A 22,527-nucleotide genomic window follows, 5' to 3' on the forward strand; every position below is an offset into this window, starting at 1 on the left:
TGGCTCGGTAGTTCAGTTGGTTAGAACGCCGGCCTGTCACGCCGGAGGTCGAGGGTTCAAGTCCCTTCCGAGTCGCCATTTAAAAATGTCAGGTTTTACCTGTTGCTAATATAACCCCCATTGGGGGAACGTATGCTGCTATAGCTCAGTCGGTAGAGCGCATCCTTGGTAAGGATGAGGTCCCCAGTTCAAATCTGGGTAGCAGCTCCACATCGGAGTAAGCGATACAAAGCTTGCTCCGATTTGTTTTATCAGTTAGAGAGCGTGCTCAGTCGTTGCGCCTCCTTATTCCAGCGGAGTGCGGTTTGGTTTGTGGTTTAATGTACCCGAAAGACCGGAATTATTTTACGAATCGGTCTTTCGGGTAAAAATTTGGATTTTCGGAAGGGTGTCCTCAAATAGAGGATACCCTTTATGTATTCAGCGAAAAAAACACGGAAACAGAACCAGGAAAAACGGTCAGAAGGAAAAGAAGAAGGACAGCCGCAATGATCAGGAGCAGAAGGGGTAGAATGTGGCTGCGGCCAGACTTGCTGGAGCGATGGGTGACCTGAATGGAAATATGAGTCGTGGCCGGAGAACTGGGAGGCTCCTCACTCTTTACAGAAGTAAGGGACTCTTTGGAGCCCTTTTTGAGAGAGGAAGTAGGGGGATTCATAATTTGAGTCATCCTTTCCTGTATCAAGTAATTGTCTGCCAGTATCTGAAAGAGTGCATCTTGTCTGGGAGGCACGCAAAACAAAATACCATGAAAAAAGGGGGAAGTCAAAACTAAAATTTAACAAAATAAGGGAGGGAGTCTGTGTGACCCTATTCATGAATAAGAAATCTGTGCAGAACGTAAAATTTATTTTTCTGATAGACTGAAGAAATATAAAGGAAGCTTTGGTAAAAAACTGGGAAATAGACACATATGAGAGAGGCACATGTTACCATCGTAATCCAAGGAGGGACAATTGTCTTTTAAAAGAAAACAAACAGGGGAAAGCAGTAGTTCTTGTGAAAATGCCGAGAAACAAAAAATCTGGAGCCCGTAGAAAGTATATTTTGCCGGCTGCGCTTTAGAAAACAGGAAATCGGCAGGGAGGGGCAAGGGGCTTCAGAGAAGGAAGATAGGGCTTGACTTGGCGGCAATATGCCAGGGAGCAGCGTAGACGCCCGGGCTTGGGCGTGGTACAATAGCGCCAAACGGGATGTAGAGGGGGACGGAGACCATGCGGAAGATCATGATCGTGGAGGATGACCCAGCCATCCGGGAGGAGCTGGCCCTCCTGCTGGAGAATGAGGGCTATCAGGCTCTGGCGGTGACGGATTTTGGGGACGTGCCGGGGCAGGCGGGGACCTTTGGGCCGGATCTGGTCCTGCTGGATCTGGGACTGCCCGGGCGGGACGGTTTCTCCCTGTGCGCCGAGCTTCGGAGACGATGCCCGGTCCCCATCGTGGTGGTGACCAGCCGGAACTCGGCGGCGGACGAGCTGCGGGCGCTCAGTCTGGGCGGAGACGACTACATCACCAAGCCGTACAGCATCCCCATTCTGCTTGCCAGGATCAAGGCGGTGCTGCGCCGCAGCGGAGGTCCGTCGGAGCCGGACATCCTGGAGGCTGGGGGAATGCGGCTCAGCCTGTCCAGGGGGACCGTGTGGGCAAGTGGACGGACCGCGGAGCTCACCCGGAACGAGCTGAAGATCTTGGCCCACCTGATGGCCCACGCCGGGGAGATCGTGTCCCGGGCAGACCTGATTGAGGCGCTGTGGGACAGCAGGATCTATATCGATGACAACACCCTCAGTGTCAATGTGACCCGGCTGCGGAACAAGCTGGGGGAGCTGGGGCTGCCGGAGCAGATCAAGACCCGGCGGGGAATGGGGTATCAGTATGACGATCGCTGATTTTCTGTCCGACCGGCTGGGGCGGATTGTGCTCCAGGGGGGGTGCGCGGCGGCCTCCGCCCTCTTCCTGCTGGCCACCGGGACACAGCCCGGCGTGGTGGCTCTGCTCCTGATGGGGCTGATCCTGGTCTTTGTGCTGGCGCAGCTCTGGGAGTGCGTCCGGCTCCGCCGCCGCTTGGCGGAGCTAAAGGCCATTATGGAGGGGCTGGACCAGAAGCAGCTGTTTGCTGAGTGTGCCCCAAAGCCGGAAGGGCTCTGGGAACGGGAGCTGTTCGCCCTGATGCACCAGTCGGGCCAGGCCATGGTGGGCGCGGTGTCGGAGGCGCAGGCGGCCCAGCGGGAGTATCGGGAGTATGTGGAACAGTGGGTCCACGAGATCAAGACCCCCATCACGGCGGCCCGATTGATCTCCAGGACCGTAGGGCCGGATACCCGGCGCAGGCTGGAGCGGGAACTGGCCCAGATCGACGCCCACGTGGAGCGGGCCCTGTTCTATGCCAGGGCGGAGAGTCCGGAAAAGGACCTGGTGATCCGGGAGACCAGCCTGGAGGAGCTGGCGGACCAGGCCCTCCAGAGCCACAGGGCCCTGCTGATCCAGAGCGGGGTGCGGGTGGAGACCCGGGATCTGGATCAGAGGGTCTACACCGACGGGAAATGGGTATGCTTCCTGCTGGGGCAGCTGCTCCAGAACGCCGCCCGCTACCGCAGCGCCCAGCCTGTCGTCACCCTGTCCGCCCGGGCACTGGGGAGGCGGGTAGAGCTGACAGTGGAGGACAACGGTATCGGCATCCCCGCCCATGAGCTGCCCCGGATCTTTGACCGGGGCTTTACGGGCAGCAACGGCCGCAGCCGGGGCGGCTCCACCGGAATGGGGCTGTATCTGGCCCGGAGGCTGGCGGCTGTCTTGGAGATCGAGCTGCGGGCCGCCTCGGAGGAGGGAAAGGGGACCCGGATGACCCTCCTCTTTCCGGCCCGGGAGAACCTTTCAAAATTGTAAGCTGAGGCCATAGAAAGCCGATACCAGTGGGGCCGGTCTTGCAGTATCCTGTAAGGGACAGCAAAGGAGGAGATCAAGATGCTGCAAGTACGGAACATCGAAAAATACTACGGGAGCAAAAACAATGTGACCAAGGCGCTGGACCGGGTCAGCTTTGAAGTGGATGACGGGGAATTTATTGCCATCATGGGGGCGTCGGGCAGCGGGAAGACCACCCTGCTCAACTGCATCTCCACCATCGACACCGTCAGCGCCGGGGACATCCTGCTGGACGGGGAGAGCATCGCCGCCCTCCCGCCCCGGGAGCTGGCCCGGTTCCGCCGGGAGCGGCTGGGCTTTGTGTTCCAGGACTTTAATCTGCTGGATACCCTGACACTGGAGGAAAACATCGGCCTGGCCCTCAGCCTGAACAACACCGACCCGGAGACGGTGCAGCGCCGGGTGCGGGAGATGGCGGCCAGGCTGGAGATTATGGACGTGCTGGAGAAATTCCCCTATCAGGTATCCGGCGGCCAGAAGCAGCGGGCGGCCTGCGCCCGGGCCATGGTGGCCGGACAGTCCCTGCTGCTGGCCGACGAGCCCACCGGAGCGCTGGACTCCAAGGCATCCAAAAACCTGCTGGAGATCATGACCAGGATGAACCGGGACATGGGGGCCACCATCCTCATGGTGACCCATGACGCATACAGCGCCAGCTATGCCGCCCGGGTCCTCTTTCTGAAGGACGGCCGGCTGTTCCACGAACTGCTCCGAGGGGAGCGGGGGCGTCCGGTTTTTTACCATGAGGTCCTGGACGTGCTGGCTCTGCTGGGGGGTGATGTCAGTGACGTTATATAAGCTTTCCTGGCGCAACGCCCGGCGGCAGGCACGGGACTATCTGGTGTATTTCGTCACCATTGTGATGGCCGCCGCTCTGATCTATGCCTTCAACGGTCTGGTCTTTTCCCGGGAGATCGCCGATCTGTCGGAAAAACTGGCTTCTCTGCCCCTGATGATCGTCCTGGCCAGCGCGGCCGCAGTGCTCATCACCGGCTGGCTGGTCTCCTATACCACCGGCTTCATGCTCTCCCGCCGCAGCCGGGAGCTGGGCACCTATATTTTGATCGGGCTGGAGCACCGTCAGGTGGCCCGGCTGTTTTTTCTGGAAAATCTGGCGGTGGGCGGCGCGGCTCTGCTCCTGGGGTTGGCGGCGGGGGATCTGCTGTTTCAGGCATTGAGGGCTGTGATGCTGGCTCTGTTCGGCGCGCCCTACCGGGTCTCCCTGGCGTTCTCGCCCCCGGCGGTGGGGCTGACCCTGGTCTATTTTCTGTTCATCTACCTCTTTGCTCTCTTGAAAGGCCGGAGGCGCATCCGAAGGATGAAGATCCGGGAGCTGATCTACCTGGACCGACGGAACGAGGAGGAAGTCATCGAAAAGAGCCGGAGCCGCCGGCGGATCTTTGTTCTCTCGGTGATCCTGGGGGCAGTGGGGACCCTTCTGCTGCTGATGGGCGGGATGCTCCCCAGCCTGCTGGGCACGGGGTGCGTCATCGCCTTCCTCTACGGGTTCTTTCTCAGCTTTGCCTCAGGGGTCCCCGCCTTTTTTGAAAGGCGTCCGGCGAAAAAGTACGCTGGGCAGACTCTGCTGGTCTTCCGCACTCTCACCGCCAAGCTGGCCACCATGGGGATCGTCATGGCCACGGTCTCTCTGCTGTTCACCGCCACCCTGATCGTGGAGGGGAGCGGGATGACCTTCAGCGCCATGTTTCAGAGCCGGATGGAAAAGGCATCCGCCTTTGATCTGTACATCGGCACGAAAAACGAGGCTCATCTGGATGCCTATCAGGACCAGATCCGCCGCTCTGTTCCAGTGACAGCGGTGCGGCGGTACGCGGTCTATCAGGGGGAGGACGCCCAGGTCACCGACTATCTGGCGGACCACGCCAGCTACCACAAGTTTTCCAGCCGGGACATGCTGATGGCATTCAGCGACTATGCCGCCCTCCGGGCCATGAAGGGGTGGCCCGCAGTGACTCTGGAAACTGGGGAGTATCTGATCCACTGCCAGGACTATCTGGGACCGTCCCTGGCGGACTACCGGCAGCCCATCCGGATCTCCGGCCAGACACTGGAGCTGGCGGGGATAGAGACAGGCCCGCTGAATCAGAATCTGTGGGATGCCAATGGACACGGCTTTGTGCTGGTGGTGCCCGACGAGCTGGCCCGGAACTGTCCAGTCAGCCACGGCGCCATAGCCGCCATGACAGAGGAACCGGTGAGTGGGGAACAGTTTGCGGGGCTCTGTGCCATCCGGGACCGCTATGACGCGGCCGAGGGCCTCTACGACACCCTCTACTCCAAGGCGGATCAGGAGACAGAAGCGGCCTCCATGTCCGCCATGGTGGTGTTTCCCCTGTACTATCTGGCACTGGTCCTCACCATGACCGCCGCTACCATCCTGACAGTCCAGCAGCTCAGCGAGACAGACCGCTACCGGGGACAGTTCGCCCTGCTGCGGAAGCTGGGCATGGACCGGCGGGAGATGCGGCGGGCGCTGGGGTGCCAGTTTGCCATCTATTACGCCATGCCTGCCCTTCCGCCGGCGCTCATTGCAGTTCCCTTTCTCCTGAACCTGGGCGGCGCGGTGGAGCCGGGAACCATGACGGGGATCTATCACCCCGCAGCCATCACCGCCCTGGCGCTGGGGCTGTTCTGCCTGATCTACCTGTTCTATATCTTGATGGCCTATACCAGCCTGAAACGAAATGTCCTGCCACAAGAGTGACAGGGGCATGGACAGTGGGCCTGCCCTCCGCTATAATAGGGGCAGCAGGGGCCCAGGGGCCCGAAACAGATGCCTGTCAGGAGGAGAGCCCATGGAGACTGTGCCTATGAAAATCATTGCCCGCATCCACAGTGATTTCCCGTCCAAGTTCGGGATACCCCGCCAGAGCGGGCTGGTGGAGGCGCTGAAGGCCAGAGTGGTCTTTGAGCCGGACTTCCGCAGCCCGGAGGCGGTGCGGGGGCTGGAGGGGTTTTCTCACATCTGGCTGATCTGGCAGTTCTCCCAGGCGGTGCGGGAGGACTGGTCCCCCACAGTGCGGCCGCCCCGGCTGGGAGGCAATACCCGCATGGGGGTCTTTGCCACCCGCTCTCCCTTCCGGCCCAACGCTGTCGGGCTGTCCTCCGTCCGCCTGGAGCGGGTGGAGCCCCATACCCCCCAGGGCCCGGTGCTCCACGTGGCGGGGGCGGACCTGATGGACGGGACCCCCATCTTTGACATCAAGCCCTACCTCCCCTACGGGGACTGCCGGCCGGAGGCCACAGGGGGCTTTGCACCCGGGGCGGACCGGCTGCTGGAAGTGGAGTTCCCGGAGCGGTGGCTGTCCCTGCTGCCGGAGGACCGGCGGCAGGCGGCCGCGGGCGTGCTGGCCCAGGACCCCCGGCCCTCCTATCAGAGGGACCCGGAGCGGATCTACGGCATGGAGTTCGCCGGCTGGGAGATCCGTTTCCAGGTGCGGGGAGAGCGGCTGACGGTGGTGGAAGTAAAAGAGAAGGGCTGACAGAGAACAGGAAGGACCGCGGCGCGTACAGGGCCGAGGTTCCGGATAGAGAACGGCGGGCGCATGACAGGCGTCCGCTGTTTTTCTCTCCGGGCCCGCATCTCAATGCAGAGCGCGCCGGGGCACCCGTTTTTGGGAAAAACAGGGGTAAAACCGGCAGAAACACAAGTTTCCACCAGGGGGAAGGAAACTTTTTTTGCAGAAACCCTTGACTTTCTACCGGGGGAAAGGGGTAGGGTGGGCCCGAAAGCCGGCCGGGACAAAACGCCGGGGCCGGTCGAAAAAGGAGGGATAAAAATGGAAGGATACGGAACGATGCCTGGGGCCGCCATGGCCTGCATGACGGCCTCCCTGCTGATCGCCTTTGGCCTGCCCCTGGGACTGGGGCTGTTTTTCCGCCGGAGAGGCGGGCGCTGGCGGGCCTTTCTTCTGGGGGCGGCGGTGTTTCTGGTATTTGCCCTGGTGCTGGAGCAGAGAGCCCACCAGCTCATCCTAGGCGGCCCTGCGGGCGGGGTCATTACGGGCGATCTGGGACTCTACGCACTGTATGGGGGCCTGATGGCGGGGCTGTTTGAGGAGACGGGGAGATTTGCCGCCTTTCAGCTGCTGAGGCGGAGCGGGAAGGGGGGCACGCCCCAGGACGCCCTGATCTACGGGGCGGGCCACGGCGGCATGGAGGCGGTGCTGCTGGTGGGGCTGACCAACGTCAGCAACCTGCTGCTCTCCTTCTGGCTGAACACAGGCACGCTGGAGCAGCACATGGGCCAGCTGGATGACGCGGCGGCCCAGGCGCTGGCGGCTGCGGTGGCCGCGCCGCCCCACACCTATCTGTGGGGCGGGCTGGAGCGGATCGTGGCCGTTGCCATCCACATCTCCCTGTCGGTGCTGGTCTGGCGGGCTGTGGAGCGCCGGGCGTCCCTGTGGCTCTTCCCCGCGGCCATTGCCCTCCACGCGGGGGTGGACGCCTGTGCCATCCTGGCCGCGGCCCATATGCCCCTGGCGGGGGTGGAGCTGGTGGCGCTGGTTTGGGCTGTGGCCCTGGCCGTGCTGGCACGGTGGATCTGGCGGCAGAGAGAGAAAAAATCTTTATGAAATGACGGAAAATGCTTGACCTTCCCCTCGCTGGAGGGTATAACCTAACCACAGAGCGAGGGGGATACCGATGAAGATCAACGAAGTCGAGGCCCTGGTGGGCATCACAAAGAAGAACATCCGCTTCTATGAGGAGCAGGGGCTGCTGAAGCCGGGACGGAACAGCCAGAACGGCTATCGGGAGTACGGTGAGCCGGAGGTGGAGCTCCTGCGGCAGATCAAGCTGCTGAGAAAGCTGGGAGTCCCCCTGGAGGAGATCCGGCAGATGCAGACGGGCAGCCGGACCCTGGGGGACGGGATGCGCCGGCATCTGGTCACGCTGGAGCGGGAGCGGAAGAATCTGGACCAGGCGGTCCAGTTCTGTCAGGCGCTGAAGGACCGGGAGGTCCGGTTGGACAGTCTGGACGCGGGGGGACTGCTCCGGGAGATGGAACAGATGGAGCAGGAGGGGGCTACCTTTCTGGACCGCCAGCAGGGAGACACCCGCAGGATCCGATATGTGGCCCCGGTGGTGGTGACGCTGCTCACCGTGTTCCTGATGGGGGGGCTGATCGCCCTGATGCTGTGGGGCTTCTCCATCGATGCGGAGGATGCGCCCCCGCTGCCCCTGCTGGTGGTGCTGGTGGCTATCCCGGGCGTGGTGATCCTGGGGGTCCTGCTGGCTATGATCCAGCGATTTCGGGAGATCGAGAAAGGAGAGGCGGAGGATGCGAAGCAATACTGACCGAAAACCCAGCCGGCTGGCCCCGGTCCTGGCGGCGCTGGGCACCATTTTGGTGGTGTTCATCCTGGTAGGCACCATGCTGTGGGCCTTCCTCAGCGCAGGCGGGGCGGATACCATCGCGGTGGGCGTCATGGCCCTGTACGGCGTGGTGGGGCTGGCGGTGGTGGGAGGAGTGCTGGCCGCCCTGATCCAGCGGCTGAGGGAAATTAAAAGAGGGGAGGAAGAGGATGCCAAAAAATATTGACCCGGGCCAGCGCGCCCAGAAGAAGGACGCCAGGAAGGGCGCGGCCTTTTTTGCCCTGGTCCAGCTGGCCATGGCACTGCTCATGCTGTGGGGCAGATCCCAGCTGGCCGGACTGGAGGGGCTGGACTGGCTGCGGCTGCTCCTGTTGATCCTGGCAGTGGGCGACCTGGTGACCATCCCAGCCGTGTGGATCGTGCTGAAGCAACGAATGAAAGAAATTGAAGGAGGAGAGCTGGATGCTGCTCGTAAATATTGAATATATCCCTGGAAAAGAGATCGAGGCACTGGGCATGGTGAAGGGGACTGTGGTGCAGTCCAAGAATTTTGGAAAGGACTTCATGGCGGGTATGAAGACGCTGGTGGGCGGCGAGATCACCGGCTATACGGAGATGCTCAACGAGGCCCGGCAGATCGCGGTGAAGCGGATGGTGGATGAGGCGGAGGCCCTGGGGGCCGACGCGGTCATCAACGTGCGCTACGGCTCCTCCTCTGTGATGCAGGGGGCAGCTGAGGTCATTGCCTACGGCACGGCGGTGAAATATAAATGACCCATCGGCCCGGGGGCAGGGAGATGGGGGGATATCTGCTCCTCTCCTATGGGACGGCGTGGGGGATCTGGCTGATGTGTGGAATGATGCCCCCGGGCGCTGTCACTGCTCAGCTGCTCAACACGGTGGTGATGTGGACGCCTGCCTTGGCGGTGTGGCTGATGTGGCTGGCGGGGAGGCGCAGACCGGTGCTGTCTTTCTCCATGCGGCCCGCCCTGAGAAGGAACTGGAAGTGGTATCTGGCTGCCTGGGCCCTATCCCTGGCTGCCGCAGTCCTGGGTGCGCTGCTCTATTTTGGCGTATATCCCCGGGATTTTGACAGCACGCTTCCAGCCTTGGCGCCAATGATGGAACAGGCGGGGATCTCTAGGGGCACGGCGGTATCCCTGCTGCTGGGGGTACTGGTCTACGGTCCGGTGATCAATCTGTTCTTTGCCATAGGAGAGGAGATCGGCTGGCGGGGGTTTCTCTATCCGGCCCTGCGGCAGAGGATGTCCACCCTCCCTGCCTGCCTGCTGGTGGGCGCGATTTGGGGTTTGTGGCACACACCGATCAATCTTATGGGACACAACTATGGCACCAGCTATCCCGGCTTCCCATGGCTGGGGATTCTGGGGATGTGCCTCTTTACCACCTCGGCAGGCACTTTCCTGGCCTGGCTGTCGGAGAGGAGCGGTTCCCTCTGGCCGACGGCGCTGGCCCACGGGACGATCAACGCCGCCGCACAGGTCGCTCTGCTGTTCCGGGGGGCGGAAGGGGCAGTGCGCCAGATCTGGGGTCCTGCCGTCACCGGCATACTGGCGGGGATGCCCATGCTGGTCCTGTCGGCTGTCCTTCTGGTGCGGAAGGGAAGCTGGCGGAAAAGCTGGTAAAATCGTAAAAGCCCGGGGCGGCACATCAGTGCCGCCCCGGGCTTTGGTCTGAGACAGAACTGGGAGGGAGAGTCAGGGGGAAAGCAGCTGGGCGTACTCCTCCGCCGGGGGCACCCGGCCCACCGCGGACAGAGAGAGCTGGGAGAAGTCAAAGATCTGCTCCGCCAGCTGCCGCAGCTGAGGGACGGTGACCGCGTCATAGGCATCCAGGATGTCGTCCTGCTCCAGCACAGAGCCATAGAGCAGCTGGGAGGTGCCCAGGTGGCTCATGCGGGCCTGAATGGATTCCAGCCCCATGAGCACGCTGGCCTTGGCCTGCTCCCGGGCCCGCTCCAGCTCCTCCTGGGTGGGGCCGTGCTCCGCCAGCTCCCGGAGCAGGGCGCAGGCAGCATCCAGCGCCTCCCCCTCCAGCTCGGGGCTGAGGGCGGTGTACACCCCCAGCAGGCCGGTGTCGGCGTGGTCGGCTACATAGGAGTAAGTGGTGTAGCACAGCCCCCGCTTCTCCCGAAGCTCCTGAAACAGCCGGGAGGAGACGCCGCCCCCCAGGATGGAGTTGAGCAGCAGCAGCTGGTAACGGCGGGGGTCCAGATAGCTGAAGGCGGGGAAGGCCAGGATCAGGTGGTTCTGCTCTGTGGGCTTTCGCCGGACGGTGAAGGCGGGGCGGTAGCGGGCCCCCTTGCAGCTGGGGACGTGGCCGGGCTCCAGTTCAGAGAGGATGGCGCGCAGCTCCTCCACGGCCTGGGGGGTGAAGCTGCCGGTGAGGGCGGTGACCAGATTGCCGGGGCGGTAGTGGGCCTCCTGATAGGCCCGAAGGCTCTCCCCTGTCATCTTGTTCAGGGTGGAGGCTTTCCCCAGGATGGGGCGGGACAACGGGGAACCCTGGTAGACCGCGGCGGCCAGCCGCTCCGCGGCCAGGTCCTCCGGGGTATCCTCATACATCCCGATCTCCTCCAGAATGACCCCGCGCTCCAGCTCTACGTCCCCCTGAGCAAAACGGGAGTGGAACAGCATGTCGCTGAGCAGGTCGATGGCCCGGTGCAGGTGGCTGTCCAGACACCGGGCATAGTAACAGGTGAGCTCCTTAGTGGTATAGGCGTTGATCTGCCCGCCGATGGCGTCGGTCTCCCGGGCCAGAGCGCCAGCGTCCCTCCGCTGGGTCCCCTTGAAGGACATGTGCTCAATAAAGTGGGCCGCGCCGCTCTCCGCGGCGCGCTCGTGGCGGGAGCCGGTGCCCACAAAGAACCCCAGGGCCGCGGTGCGGGCTCCGGGGACGAATTCGGTCAGCAGCTTTGCCCCGTTGGGCAGGGTAATGGAACGGTACATAGATCTCTCCTTCGAAAAGATTGACTGCGGGGGAGGCAGCCACCTATCCTGGCAAGTCTTAGACAGTCTATAACAGAATGGTCGGAAAATCAAGAAAAAAGACGAAAAGAAGGGCGCGGGGGCCGAAAATTCGGCCTCCGCGCCCGGGCAGAAGGCGGTCAGCCCCACAGGGCGCTGTTCCACAGGCGCTTGAGTCCCTGCATCCCGGCTGTCTGCATGATCTGCACGCTGGGATAGGCATTGCCCTCGATAAGCACAGGACCCTGGGCGGTGACGGCCACGTCCCAGCCCACGATGATGGCGTTGGGGACCAGGGTCACCGCCTCCTCCACCGTCCGGCGCACCTGTTCCCACTGGGGGACCTGGAAGCCGGGGATAGTCAGGCCGGTGGTGGGGTGGAGGAGGAAGCGGTGCTCCATCAGATCGGCCCCCTGGGTGGTGACGATGCCGGTGTCCACGTCCAGGCCGGCGAAAATGCCTCCGGAGCAGCCGTTGTCCACAAAGCCGCCGCCCACCCCCATGCGCAGGACGGCGGAGCAAAGCTTTCCCCGGATGGTGAGGGCCCGGACTGTATTCACCGAGCTGGGGTGGAGGGCGGCCATCTCCGGGCACTGCTCCAGCAGCTCCTCGGCGATCATATCCTGGGAGGTGAGCCGCTCCCACACCTGATCCCGGTTGTTTGGAGTGATGGTGCACAGCTCCACGCCGTGGCCGCCGGAGTCAGTGCGGGGCTTGATGATGCAGCGGGGATGGCGGTCCGCAAAGGCGTCGAATTCCTCCCGGCTGTTCCGGCACACCCGGCCGATCCAGTCCCGGTGCACATAGGCCTGGAACCGGTCCAGAAAGCGGTCCTTCTCCTCAAAGTCGGCGAAGGCGGTCTGGGGGTTCTTGCGGTGGATATCCCGCATGTCGTACAGGGTGACGAATTCTGCCCGGCCCCGGCGGTTGCGCTCATAGAAGTGGTAGAGGAAGTAGTCGGCGATGGTGCAGCGGTGGACCAGAAAGGCCCCCAGATAGCTGAACATCAGCCATGTGCGGGAGTAGCCCAGCTCCTGGATGGGGTAGCGGCCCATCTCGTCGAAGCGGTCCAGCAGACGTTTGATCTTTCCCATAGTGCGGCCTCCTTTGCGGATCAATCGGCCCGGCGGGCCTGGATGCGGCGCATCCCGGCCTCCACCCCCCGGTGGAGCAGGATGCCCAAAAGGATATTCAGGAAAAAGGCGAGGAAATAGTAGGGGCCAGTCCCCAGAGGGAGCCAGCTGCGCAGCAGGGCAGTCTCGGAGAAGAGGCTGACGTTGAGCAGATAGATCTCCAGACTGTGCTCCCCCACCAGCCGCAGTCCCCGGCGCAGCCATCCCAGGGGCAGGTGTTCAAAGCAGGCGCAGCCCGCCAGGCACATGGGGACGGTGGTGAACAGAAACAGATGGCACATGGGGAGGTGGGGGACCTCCAGCCGGGGCAGGGCCGCGGCCAGGTAGCACAGGCCGGCCGCCAGCCACAGGGTCCAGAACAGCAGATCACGCCTGCCCAGCCGGCGGTCCTCCCACACATAGAGCCCCATCAGCAGTCCCAGAAAAAAGATGGGGAAGCGGTAAAAGACGTCCAGGTAGTGCCAGTACTCGTCCTGGATCAGCACGTGGCACACAGCCACCGCCGCGGCGCCGGCCCCTGCCGTCCACAGCACCCGGTGCCTGGAGCGGCGCAGCCGGCGGAAACACCAGGGGGTGAGGACATAGAAGAGCAGGATGCCGGACACATACCAGTTGAAGGCCCCAGGGGTATGGACCCAGTAGGCGAGGAGGGTGGAGTTCCACACCAGGGCGGAGAGGGGGGCCTGTCCCCGAAGAATGAGGAAGAGGGTGTAGGGAACCATCACCACAAAATAGGCGGGGAGGATGCGCCGGGCCCGGCGCACCAGAAAGGCACCGTATTCCTGCTCCCGGCGGCTCAGGGAGAGGGACAGCCCCATGGCGGAGAGCAGGATGAAGATGTCCACCCCGCCGAAGCCCGCCGCCCGAAACAGGTCCAGCCCGGGGATGGGGAAGGTCAGATCAGCGGCATGGAACAGCATCACCCAGAGCATGGCGGCCCCCATCAGCTCAGAGCGATATTTGCTTAACACAGAATAGCCCATAGCTTTGTCCCCATCAGAAAAAGGCGGCGGAGTGCCCGCACTCCGCCGCCAAACTCACGTGTGGATAGTTATTTCACGCTCTCACCGGCGGCCTGCTTGGCTTTGATCTCCCGCAGGGCGTCCTTGTAGGACAGGTTGACCCGGCCCTTGTCATCGATGTCGGTGACCTTGACCCAGATCATGTCGCCAATATTGACCACGTCCTCTACCTTCTCCACCCGGCGCTCCGCCAGCTTGGAGATGTGGACCATGCCGTCCTTGCCGGGGGCCAGCTCCACGAAAGCGCCGAACTGGAGGATGCGGACCACCTTGCCGTAATACAACTGGCCCACCTCGGGGACGAAGACGATGGTCTCGATCATCTTCTTGGCGGCGTCACAGGCCTCGGCGTTGGGGGAGGCGATGTGGATGGTGCCGTCATCCTCGATGTCCACCTGAGCACCGGACTCGGCGGTGATCTTCTGGATGACGGAGCCGCCCTTGCCGATGACCTCCCGGATCTTGTCGGGGTCGATCTTGATGGTGATCATCTTGGGGGCATACTTGCTCACCTCGGGCCGGGGGGCGGCGATACAGGGGAGCATGATCTCGTCCAGAATGGCGTACCGGGCATCCCGGGTGATGTCCAGGGCTTCCTTGATGATCTCGTGGGTCAGGCCGTCGTTCTTCAGGTCCATCTGGATGGCGGTGATGCCCGCCTTGGTGCCTGCCACCTTGAAGTCCATCTCACCGTGAAAGTCCTCCACGCCCTGGATGTCGATGAAGGTGGTGAAGCCGCCGTCGTCGTCCTGGATCAAACCGCAGGAGATGCCGGCGACAGGGGCCTTGATGGGCACGCCGGCGTCCATGAGGGCCAGGGTGGAGCCGCAGATGGAGCCCTGAGAGGTGGAGCCGTTGGAGGAGAGCACCTCGGAGACCACGCGGATGGCATAGGGGAACTCATCCTGGCTGGGCAGCACGGGGAGCAGGGCCCGCTCGGCCAGAGCGCCGTGACCGTACTCCCGCCGGTTGGTGGAGCGGGGCGGCTTGGCTTCGCCCACGGAGTAGGGCGGGAAGTTGTAGTGGTGCATATACCGCTTCTCGGTCTCTTCCCAGATGGTGTCCAGCTTCTGGGAGGCGGCCAGGGTGTTCAGGGTGCACACGGACAGGACCTGGGTCTGACCGCGGGTGAACAGGCCGGAGCCGTGGACCCGGGGCAGCACGCCCACCTCGGCGGCCAGGGGACGGATCTCGTTTTTGGCGCGGCCATCCACACGGTGGCCCTCCAGCAGCCATGCCTTGACGATCTTCTTCTGGAATTTGTAAGTGAACTCCTCCAGGTACTGGTCCATATCCGGATACTCCTCCAGATACTTCTCGTGCCAGTGGTCGATCATGGCGTTCCAGCGGGTCTCCCGGACATTCTTGTCGTCGGTATCCATGGCGGCCTTGGCCTCGTCCATGAAGTCGGCCACGATCTTGTCGAACAGCTCCTGGTTGAACTGAGCGTGCTCATACTCCATCTTGGGCTTGCCGATCTCGGCAACGATCTGGTTGATGAAGGCCACCTGCTTCTTGATCTCCTCGTGGGCCTTCACGATGCCGGCGTACATGATCTCGTCGGGGATCTCGTCGGCCCCGGCCTCGATCATGACCACCTTCTCAGCGGTGGCGGCCACAGTCACGTCCATGCGGGAGGTCTTGCGCTGCTCCTGATTGGGATTGAGGACGATCTGACCGTCCACATAGCCCACCTCCAGGCAGCCGATGGGGCCGGCGAAGGGGATCTCGGAATAGCTCACACAGGCAGAGGCACCGATCATGGCGGCCACCTCGGGGGAGCAGTCGTAGTCCACGCTCATGACGGTGCACTGGATGCACACGTCGTTGCGGAAGTCGTAGGGGAACAGGGGGCGCATGGGCCGGTCGATCAGGCGGCTGGCCAGCACGGCGGGCAGAGAGGGACGGCCCTCCCGGCGCATGAAGGAGCCGGGGATGCGGCCCACGGCGTACAGCTTCTCCTCAAAGTCCACGGACAGGGGGAAGAAGTCCACCCCGTCCCGGGGGCGGGGGGAGACGGTGACGGCCACCATGACGGTGGTCTCGCCATATTTGACCATGGCGGAGGCGCTGGCCAGCTCGGCCACCTTGCCCACCTCGATGGTCAGGGGACGGCCGCACAGGTCCATGGTCCAGCTCTTGAACTTGGGGAATTCCTTGTGCTTGATGATGGTTGACATGTCTACACTCCTTTGTTGAAGTTTTTTGTCCCGGAGGTGGAATACCAGCCCTTTAGCACTTGAATCCGGGTCTGAAGGAAGGCCCTCCTCATGCCGGCGCCCGCCCGCTTCAGGCCCGGATTCAACTGCTAAAAAAGCGGCATTGCCCTCGGGAAAAGTTGGTCTCAGATGGGAAGAAAGGGTGGCGCAGGCGCGCCACCCCTTATTCAACAAATCACTTACGGATGCCCAGCTTGGCAATGATAGCGCGGTAGCGCTCGATGTCCTTGGCCATCAGATAGTCCAGCATCTTGCGGCGCTTACCGACCATCTTCAGCAGGCCGCGGCGGGAGTGGTTGTCCTGCTTGTGGACCTTCAGGTGCTCGGTGAGCTCGTTGATACGGGCAGTGAGGATGGCGATCTGGACCTCGGGGGAGCCGGTGTCCGTGGGATGGGTGCGGTTGGCCTCAATCACGGCCGTCTTTTCGTCCTTGCGGATCATGGGAGATTCCACCTTTCCAATGATTTGCCCAAAGGGCTGCGTAACAGGTGGGTGAAGCCCCGGGCTCTTGTCCGGGCCGTACCCTGAAACGAAGCGGATGGGCAGGATGACGCATGATTCCATGCTGGGATACTATATCATAGTTTGGCCCGGCTGTAAAGGAAAAAATCGGGGTTTTTCGGAAATTTTCCGCGGTGTGCCGGGGAGAGAAAAAACACCGGAGGTCCGGGCGGACCTCCGGCGGAACGGTTCATTCCGGGATGGAGTAGTGCTCCACGATATAGTCCCGCACCCTCTGGGCAGCGGGAGACATGGGGCGGGAGCGGGACCAGGAGAGATAGACCGTGCGGACAAACTCCTTGTCCTGGTCAGAGATGGGGATGATGGACACCTTCTCCGTGTCCATGGCTGGAACCTGGGGAAGCACTGACACCCCGAATTTCAGGGCCACATACTGGAGGGCGGCATTGCACTCCCGCACCTCGAACACCACGTTGGGCACCGCGCCCCGCTGGGCGAAGATGCGGTCCATCTGGGTGCGCAGGCTGCTGGGCTTGTCCAGCATCACCTGGGGTTCCCGGGCAAAGTCATCAAAGGTGACGGAGTGGCGGGCAGCCAGGGGGTGGTCGCTGGGGACCGCCAGATACAGGGGCTGACGCATGATGATGACCGATTCGGCCCAGTCATCCCGGTGCATCCCGAAGGCCATATCCAGCTCCCCGGCCTTCACCTGGTTAAAGATATCAAAGGAAGGGCCCTCTGTAAACTGGAAGCGGATGCTCCGGTTGTCCTCCTCCCGGTAGAAGCCCTCCACCAGCGCAGGGATCAGGGAGGCGGAGATGCTGTGGAAGTAGCCCAGCTTGGCTACTTGGGGCAGATTGCCCGCCATCTGTTCCAGAACAGCGGCCCCCTCGTCCAGCAGGGCCAGGGAACGCTGCACATAGGGGAGAAACTGTTCCCCATAGGCGGTCAGGCTGATCTTCCGGTTCTCCTTCTCGAACAGCTTGACCCCCAGTTCCTTTTCCAGCTCGCTGATGGAATAGCTGAGGGAGGGCTGGGAGATGTGCAGCTCTTCCGCCGCCCTGGTGTAGTGCAGGACACGGGCCAGGACCTGAAAATATTGGAGCTGAAGCAAAGTCAAGAAGTCCACCTCCCTGCATGGTTTGGCGAAGCCGGAGTCGAGCCTGAGGGAGTCGATTCCTGGTGCCGGGTCTAATTTAAGGACATATTATAAAGATATTCTATTCCGGGGCCGGTGTCAAGCATAACCATTGTCCCTTCAGGGGAAAAGAGAGGAAAAATCATCCATATGACAGAAAAAAGGCCAAAGAATGAAAAAGTTTTTCATAAAATGCCTCTATCATTTTCATTGAAATGAAGTATTGGACGGGAGAGGAAGAAGTGGTATAATGGCGACAGTAAGGAAAGCTGGACGGAGGTCCGGCAAATAATAAGGAAAAGGAGATCATTACAATGGCGAAAGAAGTCACTCCTGAGCAGATCGAAATGCTGGACGGGATGGTCGCTAAGGCCCGCGCTGCGGCGGAGATCATCGCCACCTATGACCAGGAGCGCGTGGACCGGCTGTGCCAGGCGGTAGCCGCTTCTGTGATCGACATGAAGGTTTGGGCGAACCTGGCTGACGAGGCGGTGGACGAGACCGGCCTGGGCGACAAGGTGACCAAGCGGAACAAGCGGAACAAGCTGAAGCTGATCCTGCGGGACTGCCTGCGTCAGAGGAGCGTGGGCGTGATCGAGGAGATCCCTGAGAAGGGCATCGTGAAGTATGCCAAGCCTGTGGGCGTGATTGCGTCTCTGGTGCCCACCACCAACCCCTGCCTGACCCCTGCCGGCCAGGTGATCTATGCCATCAAGGCCCGTGACGTCATCATCTGCAGCCCCCATCCGCGCGCGAAGAAGACCACCAACAAGTGCATCAACATCATCCGTGAGACCCTGGTGCGTGAGGGCGCTCCCGCCGACATCATCCAAGGCATCGAGGAGCCCAGCATCACCCTGACCCAGGAGCTGATGAAGCGCTGTGACCTGGTCATCGCCACCGGCGGTCGTCCCATGGTCAAGTCCGCATACTCCTCCGGCGTGCCGGCCTACGGCTCCGGCGCCGGCAACGCGACTGTCATCATCGACAACACCTGCAACACCCCCGAGCGTCAGGCTGAGGCTGCCATGAACACCCGGATCTCCAAGTGCTCCGACTTCGGCTCCGGCTGTTCCTGCGACGGCAACCTGATCATCCACGAGGACGTGTACGACGGGTTCGTAGCCGCCCTGGTGAAGGAGGGCGCTTACCTGGCCAACGAGGAAGAGGCTGAGAAGCTGAAGGCCGTCATGTGGGACGAGGCTGGGCACCGTCTGCCCAACACCGTGGCCATCAGCCCGCAGAAGCTGGCGGAGGCCGCTGGGTTCGAGATCCCGGCTGACCGGAAGTTCATCGCTGTGACCGGCGGCGGCATCGAGAACGTGGGCAAGGAGCACTTCTTCTCCAGCGAGAAGCTGACCACTCTGCTGACCCTGTTCAAGTACTACGGGGAGTTTGAGAACGCACTGACCATGATGCAGGCCATGTTCAACGTGGGCGGCAAGGGCCACAGCTGCGGCATCTACTCCTTCGACGACGACCACATCCATCGTCTGGGCATGTGCGCCCCCGTGTCCCGCATCATGGTGCGCCAGCCCAACAACCGCGGCAACTCCGGTTCTTCCACCAACGGCATGCCTCCCACGTCTTCCATGGGGTGCGGCACTTGGGGCGGCAACATCGTGTCCGAGAACATCTGCCTGAAGCACTACATGAACACCACCTGGGTGGCCCGTCCTCTGCCCGAGGATATGCCCAGCAACGAGGAGCTGTTCGGCGAGTTCAACAAGCCGGACATGGACGTGGAGTGATCTGAGAGCCAGTTCTGATCCATTCCGTGCCGGCCCGGCCGGGCCGGCACGGTTTTCCAGAGAGGCGGCGCGAGGCCGCTGAAAGGTCCAAGGCGGAAAGCCGAGGCCGGGGCCCCGAAGGGGGCCGCTGACCTCCGTTTCCATCGCTACCCCTGTACAGAAGGCCGCCGGACATGCCTGCCAGTCGGCAGGCCGGGGCCCGGTCCCCTTTTGTATTGTCTCCTTCTTCCCACAAACGCCCGGTCCGAAAGGACCGGGCGTTTGTGGTGTTTGCGGAAGATCGGCGTTGACAGAAGGGGCAGCTTGCGTTAAAATAAAGTAGATTCTTATGCGCCCGTAGCTCAGTAGGATAGAGCGACCGCCTCCTAAGCGGTAGGTCGGAGGTTCGACTCCTCTCGGGCGTGCCACGTCGGAGCAAGCGCCATATCGCTTGCTCCGACTTTTTTAAAGTCAGAGCGCACTCATTCTGCTGTTTCTCGCTTCCAAACCGGACTCACTTCGTTGGGCGCTGGTTTGGTGCCGCCCTGCGGGCGGCTATTTTTCCTTTATGACAGAAATATCGGTTTAACCGCCCTTGCACGTCGGGGCAAGTGCCGTGGGGGATACTTTATAAGGAAGTGTCCCCCACAACCATTTGTTAAGCCAGCCGGATTGGATTGCAGGGAAATTTAATTTTTCGGGGGAAACTTCCATGAAAAAGTCTACATTTGAGCAGATGGACGGAACTTACCGTGAGGAGGGAGATCATCTTCTTCCCAATCTCACCGTACCGGGGAACATCTCTGTCGGCATCTGGGGCAAGCGGCGCAGGCGGTATCTACGGAAGCATCGGCAAACGCTCTACACCGCCCTGCTTTTCGGCGGGAAGCTGGACACCCACCTCGCTGAAATCGACCGGCAGGCGGAGAACATGTTTTCTCAGTTGGTGAGCCAAATGACAAGCAGTGAGGGTGTGAACGAACAACTCAAAGCAGAGCATGAGATGGAATGGGTAAAGCGAATGAGTAGCATCCACAACCGGGCAGAAGAACTTGTCTATCACGAATATATATGTTGTTGAGCAAAACGGGCTGGCAGAGTTTCGGTACGTACAGATAAGGATGTTAAGAAAAACTTTTGACAGAGTGTGAACCAGATTGGTTTCATGGATTTGTGACGAAATCCAAATCACTGGAGGCACACGAAATGAAAAAGCCAAATCTTAACTTATCCTACCATGAACAGGACGGAATGTTATTGCCTAACATTCAAATTTCCAACCGTGCGGAAGATGACTGCCCGCTGGGGCGATATGGAAGGATGGCGCTCTCCTATCTGCGCGAGAATCACTCGGATTGCTATACGGCATTAAAAATGAATGGATCACTCATGGAAACAATGTATCAGGTTCAGCGGGAGGCCACAGAACAGGTAGAGCGTTTACCCAACAAATACTGATGGACGCTCCTATGCCAGTAACGGATGACATTCTGGAACGCACGCGCCATTTGAATGATTTGAAGAGTATGGCGGAGAAAACTATTTTGCAGGCGTTTGTGCTGGTATTACTAACTTATACCCAGTACCAATTACCGTTTTAATATACTGCAGGTGCCGGGGTTCTGGCTCCAGTTTGTTCCGCAAGCGGCAAATCGTATTTTCTACTGTGTTAGAACCGAAGTGTTGCTCTGTGTCCCAAGCTGACGCATAGAGCTGATCTCTTGTAAATACCCGTCCAGGACTTTTTGCCAGACAATAGGGCATGGAATATTCGCCATAATTCAGGTGAATCTCATTTCCCGCCTTAAATACTTGCCGGTAGGCTGGATGAATTTCAATATCTCTAAATGACAGCGTGGAAGCGGTTACTTTAACTATTTGAACGGGTTTATCCAACATAATATTCTTAAAAGTGCCGCTATTAGAATTGATTATATTTATTATTTGTCAGTGAAATTGGATCGCCATTTTTCGTGACGGATTGCGTAGAAAGATTTAGCTGAAATCACTAGATTGCGATTGAAACGGAATTGGTCAGCGTATGAGTTGGAACAACATTCCAATTTATCGTAATTTTTTTATTCCAGCAAGAGGCCTAGTGGCGTTTTGCTGGTTTCTTATTGATAAAATAAATTAAAACTAAGTGTCCCCCAAATCATTCAGCTACGAATAGGGAAGAACAGAACCGTAGAGAGCATACATCCTCCTACTGCAAGCAAAACAAAAGGTATCGAGAAGCGTAAACTCTCGCCCAGCTTATATCCAGCTGCAGCATGCCCTGTGGCGGCGGCAGAGGAGGCGGAAGGCAGTAAAATGTCACACCAAGCCAGCTGCTTCACTATCAAAACAAAAGGAAGAGGATTCCAGCCAGCCGAAATAGCGGTGGATACGGCCAGCGGAGTGAGCACCGCCAAGGACCCAAAATTGGACATAAAGGTAGTCATGGCAATTGCAGAAACGCCGAAAACAAAAAGGGCAAAGTACGGAGAGGCGGTTTTTCCAATCAAGGTAAGAATCAACTCACCAACGACATCGCCCAACCCGGTCTTTGCCATGGCATCAGACATTATCAGTACACCTGCGACCATGAACACAATTGTGCCGGTTAGGCTTTTCTTAATATCCGGAAGGGTCATCGTTTTGGTAAAGTAGAGAATCAAGACCGATACTGCGGGGAAAATGTACGCAAGGTCACTGCCCAGCATGCTGAATACAACCAGGCAAAGCACTGTGCCAAAGAAGCAGAAGTAGACAATTTTCTCTCCAATCCCCGTGATAGGCTCACCGCCGGTGTGAATTGCGCTTTTTCCCGTATCTTTTGAAGACACGACGCCGCCTCTGGGCAGAATCTTGTACCCAAAGATGCAAAAGAGCAGGCAGAGGATACTGGGAATTATCATAAACAGCGCAGGGTCCAGGAACTGGCAGAGCTGGCTGGGATCTGTAATCATCCCCTCATAGAACGCATTGATCTGGGCCTGTGCGCCCACACCCAGGCCAATGGGCAGAGAGCCCAAGCAAAAGCTGGCAATGCCCATACAGGGAAACATCAGACGGCTAGGGGTAACATCGCCCCCGGTATCACCGAGCGAGGCGAGGAAAGTAACCATCAGCGGTACGGTGACGCCGCTGGGCAGGAATTGGGCCAGGACAAAACAGACACCGAAAACGCCGACGACCAAGATAAAGCCTGTTTTTCCCTGCAACGTCCCCATTAGTCCGCGGATTTTTGTCATCAAAGGGGTGCGGCTGAAGGCGGAGCTGAGGACATACATGCAGGAAAGCATGACAACCGTCTGGTTGGCAAACCCAGCAAAAGCCTCCTCAATGGTCAAAACTTGGGTGAGGACAAGCAGAACGCAAGTGGTCATGGCTACCAGACCAAGGGGGTGCCGCCCACTTAGTAAACCGACGCAAAGGACAACAAGGCAAAACAGATTTGCAATTTGCGTGAGATTCATACCTTGTATAATCTGTATCGCTTCCATACTATCTCTCCTTTTCGTTTTCGTTATTTGGATTGTTCAAAGCAAGTGCGTCTGGCCGCTCTGGCTGCATTGAATGTCCGCTCTG

At 60.3% G+C, this 22,527-nt stretch carries 22 protein-coding genes and 3 tRNA genes; 17 read left to right on the plus strand and 8 right to left on the minus strand.

From position 1 onward, the window contains the following. The first annotated feature begins 1 nt into the window (after position 1). From L9O85_RS00285 to L9O85_RS00345, 13 genes are all read left to right on the plus strand, one after another. Positions 2 to 78 (plus strand) — tRNA-Asp (locus L9O85_RS00285). A gap of 56 nt (positions 79 to 134) precedes the next feature. Then, positions 135 to 210, plus strand: a tRNA-Thr gene (locus tag L9O85_RS00290). Between the two features lie 1,004 nt (positions 211 to 1,214). Then, on the plus strand, positions 1,215 to 1,889 hold the full coding sequence (locus L9O85_RS00295; protein ID WP_301579136.1) for a response regulator transcription factor: 675 nt from the start codon (positions 1,215 to 1,217) through the stop codon (positions 1,887 to 1,889). Next, positions 1,876 to 2,886, plus strand: coding sequence for a sensor histidine kinase (locus L9O85_RS00300; RefSeq protein ID WP_301579137.1), 1,011 nt, complete (start codon positions 1,876 to 1,878; stop codon positions 2,884 to 2,886). The genes L9O85_RS00295 and L9O85_RS00300 overlap by 14 nt, the downstream gene beginning before the upstream one ends. Positions 2,887 to 2,964: 78 nt before the next feature. Beyond that, positions 2,965 to 3,723 (plus strand): ABC transporter ATP-binding protein, encoded by a 759-nt coding sequence (locus L9O85_RS00305; RefSeq protein WP_276854120.1) that lies wholly within the window; start codon positions 2,965 to 2,967, stop codon positions 3,721 to 3,723. Then, positions 3,704 to 5,650, plus strand: a complete 1,947-nt coding sequence (locus L9O85_RS00310; RefSeq protein WP_301579138.1) for an FtsX-like permease family protein — start codon at positions 3,704 to 3,706, stop codon at positions 5,648 to 5,650. The genes L9O85_RS00305 and L9O85_RS00310 overlap by 20 nt, the downstream gene beginning before the upstream one ends. Before the next feature lie 91 nt (positions 5,651 to 5,741). After that, complete coding sequence (tsaA, locus tag L9O85_RS00315) at positions 5,742 to 6,428, plus strand: tRNA (N6-threonylcarbamoyladenosine(37)-N6)-methyltransferase TrmO (RefSeq protein WP_050622447.1); 687 nt, start codon at positions 5,742 to 5,744, stop codon at positions 6,426 to 6,428. A 297-nt stretch (positions 6,429 to 6,725) separates the two neighbouring features. Continuing rightward, positions 6,726 to 7,520 (plus strand): YhfC family intramembrane metalloprotease, encoded by a 795-nt coding sequence (locus L9O85_RS00320; protein WP_050622448.1) that lies wholly within the window; start codon positions 6,726 to 6,728, stop codon positions 7,518 to 7,520. Between the two features lie 70 nt (positions 7,521 to 7,590). Continuing rightward, positions 7,591 to 8,244, plus strand: coding sequence for a MerR family transcriptional regulator (locus L9O85_RS00325; RefSeq protein WP_050622449.1), 654 nt, complete (start codon positions 7,591 to 7,593; stop codon positions 8,242 to 8,244). Beyond that, positions 8,228 to 8,488 (plus strand): hypothetical protein, encoded by a 261-nt coding sequence (locus L9O85_RS00330; protein WP_050622450.1) that lies wholly within the window; start codon positions 8,228 to 8,230, stop codon positions 8,486 to 8,488. The genes L9O85_RS00325 and L9O85_RS00330 overlap by 17 nt, the downstream gene beginning before the upstream one ends. After that, entirely contained in the window at positions 8,472 to 8,744 is a 273-nt protein-coding gene (locus L9O85_RS00335) for a hypothetical protein (protein WP_301579142.1), read from the plus strand. The genes L9O85_RS00330 and L9O85_RS00335 overlap by 17 nt, the downstream gene beginning before the upstream one ends. Then, entirely contained in the window at positions 8,725 to 9,036 is a 312-nt protein-coding gene (locus L9O85_RS00340) for a YbjQ family protein (protein ID WP_050622452.1), read from the plus strand. Before L9O85_RS00335 ends, L9O85_RS00340 begins: the two co-directional genes overlap by 20 nt. Continuing rightward, positions 9,033 to 9,908 (plus strand): CPBP family intramembrane glutamic endopeptidase, encoded by an 876-nt coding sequence (locus L9O85_RS00345; protein WP_301579145.1) that lies wholly within the window; start codon positions 9,033 to 9,035, stop codon positions 9,906 to 9,908. The genes L9O85_RS00340 and L9O85_RS00345 overlap by 4 nt, the downstream gene beginning before the upstream one ends. 72 nt (positions 9,909 to 9,980) lie before the next feature. On the opposite strand, the gene L9O85_RS00350 is transcribed toward L9O85_RS00345, so the two are convergent. The 6 genes from L9O85_RS00350 to L9O85_RS00375 all read right to left on the minus strand — a co-directional run bounded on the left by L9O85_RS00350 (position 9,981) and on the right by L9O85_RS00375 (position 17,206). Beyond that, positions 9,981 to 11,231 carry a M16 family metallopeptidase gene (locus L9O85_RS00350; protein ID WP_301579146.1) on the minus strand — a complete coding sequence of 417 codons (1,251 nt, stop codon included), beginning with the start codon at positions 11,229 to 11,231 and terminating at the stop codon, positions 9,981 to 9,983. Between the two features lie 158 nt (positions 11,232 to 11,389). Continuing rightward, a complete protein-coding gene (locus L9O85_RS00355) occupies positions 11,390 to 12,343 on the minus strand; it encodes a sugar-transfer associated ATP-grasp domain-containing protein (protein WP_301579147.1) in 954 nt (317 codons plus the stop codon). Positions 12,344 to 12,363: 20 nt separating this feature from the next. Next, positions 12,364 to 13,365 carry an acyltransferase family protein gene (locus L9O85_RS00360; RefSeq protein WP_301579149.1) on the minus strand — a complete coding sequence of 334 codons (1,002 nt, stop codon included), beginning with the start codon at positions 13,363 to 13,365 and terminating at the stop codon, positions 12,364 to 12,366. A 68-nt stretch (positions 13,366 to 13,433) separates the two neighbouring features. Next, complete coding sequence (locus L9O85_RS00365; protein WP_050622456.1) at positions 13,434 to 15,584, minus strand: polyribonucleotide nucleotidyltransferase; 2,151 nt, start codon at positions 15,582 to 15,584, stop codon at positions 13,434 to 13,436. Positions 15,585 to 15,798: 214 nt separating this feature from the next. After that, complete coding sequence (gene rpsO, locus L9O85_RS00370; protein WP_008982127.1) at positions 15,799 to 16,065, minus strand: 30S ribosomal protein S15; 267 nt, start codon at positions 16,063 to 16,065, stop codon at positions 15,799 to 15,801. A 250-nt stretch (positions 16,066 to 16,315) separates the two neighbouring features. Next, positions 16,316 to 17,206: a LysR family transcriptional regulator gene (locus L9O85_RS00375; protein ID WP_108980171.1), complete on the minus strand. Its 891-nt coding sequence runs from the start codon at positions 17,204 to 17,206 to the stop codon at positions 16,316 to 16,318. A gap of 332 nt (positions 17,207 to 17,538) precedes the next feature. Between L9O85_RS00375 and L9O85_RS00380 the strand changes: the two genes are divergently transcribed. The 4 genes from L9O85_RS00380 (at position 17,539) to L9O85_RS00395 (ending at position 20,412) form a co-directional block, all read left to right on the plus strand. Beyond that, positions 17,539 to 18,975: an aldehyde dehydrogenase family protein gene (locus L9O85_RS00380; RefSeq protein WP_301579155.1), complete on the plus strand. Its 1,437-nt coding sequence runs from the start codon at positions 17,539 to 17,541 to the stop codon at positions 18,973 to 18,975. A 330-nt stretch (positions 18,976 to 19,305) separates the two neighbouring features. Further along, positions 19,306 to 19,382 (plus strand) — tRNA-Arg (locus L9O85_RS00385). A 284-nt stretch (positions 19,383 to 19,666) separates the two neighbouring features. Then, on the plus strand, positions 19,667 to 20,035 hold the full coding sequence (locus L9O85_RS00390; protein WP_276756274.1) for a TnpV protein: 369 nt from the start codon (positions 19,667 to 19,669) through the stop codon (positions 20,033 to 20,035). 125 nt (positions 20,036 to 20,160) lie between these two features. Further along, a complete protein-coding gene (locus L9O85_RS00395) occupies positions 20,161 to 20,412 on the plus strand; it encodes a TnpV protein (RefSeq protein ID WP_276756275.1) in 252 nt (83 codons plus the stop codon). A gap of 81 nt (positions 20,413 to 20,493) precedes the next feature. Here the strand turns inward: L9O85_RS00395 and L9O85_RS15110 are convergent, their stop codons facing one another. Both L9O85_RS15110 and L9O85_RS00405 read right to left on the minus strand, forming a co-directional pair. Further along, a complete protein-coding gene (locus L9O85_RS15110) occupies positions 20,494 to 20,853 on the minus strand; it encodes a winged helix-turn-helix domain-containing protein (RefSeq protein ID WP_346015863.1) in 360 nt (119 codons plus the stop codon). Between the two features lie 260 nt (positions 20,854 to 21,113). Then, positions 21,114 to 22,442: an SLC13 family permease gene (locus tag L9O85_RS00405; RefSeq protein WP_301579160.1), complete on the minus strand. Its 1,329-nt coding sequence runs from the start codon at positions 22,440 to 22,442 to the stop codon at positions 21,114 to 21,116. Positions 22,443 to 22,527: the final 85 nt, after the last annotated feature.

Origin of the sequence: Lawsonibacter asaccharolyticus (assembly GCF_022453915.1) — a bacterium.
GTDB lineage: Bacteria > Bacillota > Clostridia > Oscillospirales > Oscillospiraceae > Lawsonibacter > Lawsonibacter asaccharolyticus.

Coding starts and splice junctions, on each gene's coding strand:
- L9O85_RS00380 (WP_301579155.1), top strand. CDS start 17,539: ATGGCGAAAGAAGTCACTCCTGAGCAGATCGAAATGCTGGACGGGATG.
- L9O85_RS00390 (WP_276756274.1), top strand. CDS start 19,667: ATGAAAAAGTCTACATTTGAGCAGATGGACGGAACTTACCGTGAGGAG.
- L9O85_RS00395 (WP_276756275.1), top strand. CDS start 20,161: ATGAAAAAGCCAAATCTTAACTTATCCTACCATGAACAGGACGGAATG.
- L9O85_RS00320 (WP_050622448.1), top strand. CDS start 6,726: ATGGAAGGATACGGAACGATGCCTGGGGCCGCCATGGCCTGCATGACG.
- L9O85_RS00305 (WP_276854120.1), top strand. CDS start 2,965: ATGCTGCAAGTACGGAACATCGAAAAATACTACGGGAGCAAAAACAAT.
- L9O85_RS15110 (WP_346015863.1), bottom strand. CDS start 20,853: ATGTTGGATAAACCCGTTCAAATAGTTAAAGTAACCGCTTCCACGCTG.
- L9O85_RS00345 (WP_301579145.1), top strand. CDS start 9,033: ATGACCCATCGGCCCGGGGGCAGGGAGATGGGGGGATATCTGCTCCTC.
- L9O85_RS00325 (WP_050622449.1), top strand. CDS start 7,591: ATGAAGATCAACGAAGTCGAGGCCCTGGTGGGCATCACAAAGAAGAAC.
- L9O85_RS00335 (WP_301579142.1), top strand. CDS start 8,472: ATGCCAAAAAATATTGACCCGGGCCAGCGCGCCCAGAAGAAGGACGCC.
- L9O85_RS00360 (WP_301579149.1), bottom strand. CDS start 13,365: ATGGGCTATTCTGTGTTAAGCAAATATCGCTCTGAGCTGATGGGGGCC.
- L9O85_RS00295 (WP_301579136.1), top strand. CDS start 1,215: ATGCGGAAGATCATGATCGTGGAGGATGACCCAGCCATCCGGGAGGAG.
- L9O85_RS00310 (WP_301579138.1), top strand. CDS start 3,704: ATGTCAGTGACGTTATATAAGCTTTCCTGGCGCAACGCCCGGCGGCAG.
- L9O85_RS00350 (WP_301579146.1), bottom strand. CDS start 11,231: ATGTACCGTTCCATTACCCTGCCCAACGGGGCAAAGCTGCTGACCGAA.
- L9O85_RS00365 (WP_050622456.1), bottom strand. CDS start 15,584: ATGTCAACCATCATCAAGCACAAGGAATTCCCCAAGTTCAAGAGCTGG.
- L9O85_RS00330 (WP_050622450.1), top strand. CDS start 8,228: ATGCGAAGCAATACTGACCGAAAACCCAGCCGGCTGGCCCCGGTCCTG.
- L9O85_RS00355 (WP_301579147.1), bottom strand. CDS start 12,343: ATGGGAAAGATCAAACGTCTGCTGGACCGCTTCGACGAGATGGGCCGC.
- L9O85_RS00405 (WP_301579160.1), bottom strand. CDS start 22,442: ATGGAAGCGATACAGATTATACAAGGTATGAATCTCACGCAAATTGCA.
- tsaA (WP_050622447.1), top strand. CDS start 5,742: ATGGAGACTGTGCCTATGAAAATCATTGCCCGCATCCACAGTGATTTC.
- L9O85_RS00340 (WP_050622452.1), top strand. CDS start 8,725: ATGCTGCTCGTAAATATTGAATATATCCCTGGAAAAGAGATCGAGGCA.
- L9O85_RS00300 (WP_301579137.1), top strand. CDS start 1,876: ATGACGATCGCTGATTTTCTGTCCGACCGGCTGGGGCGGATTGTGCTC.
- rpsO (WP_008982127.1), bottom strand. CDS start 16,065: ATGATCCGCAAGGACGAAAAGACGGCCGTGATTGAGGCCAACCGCACC.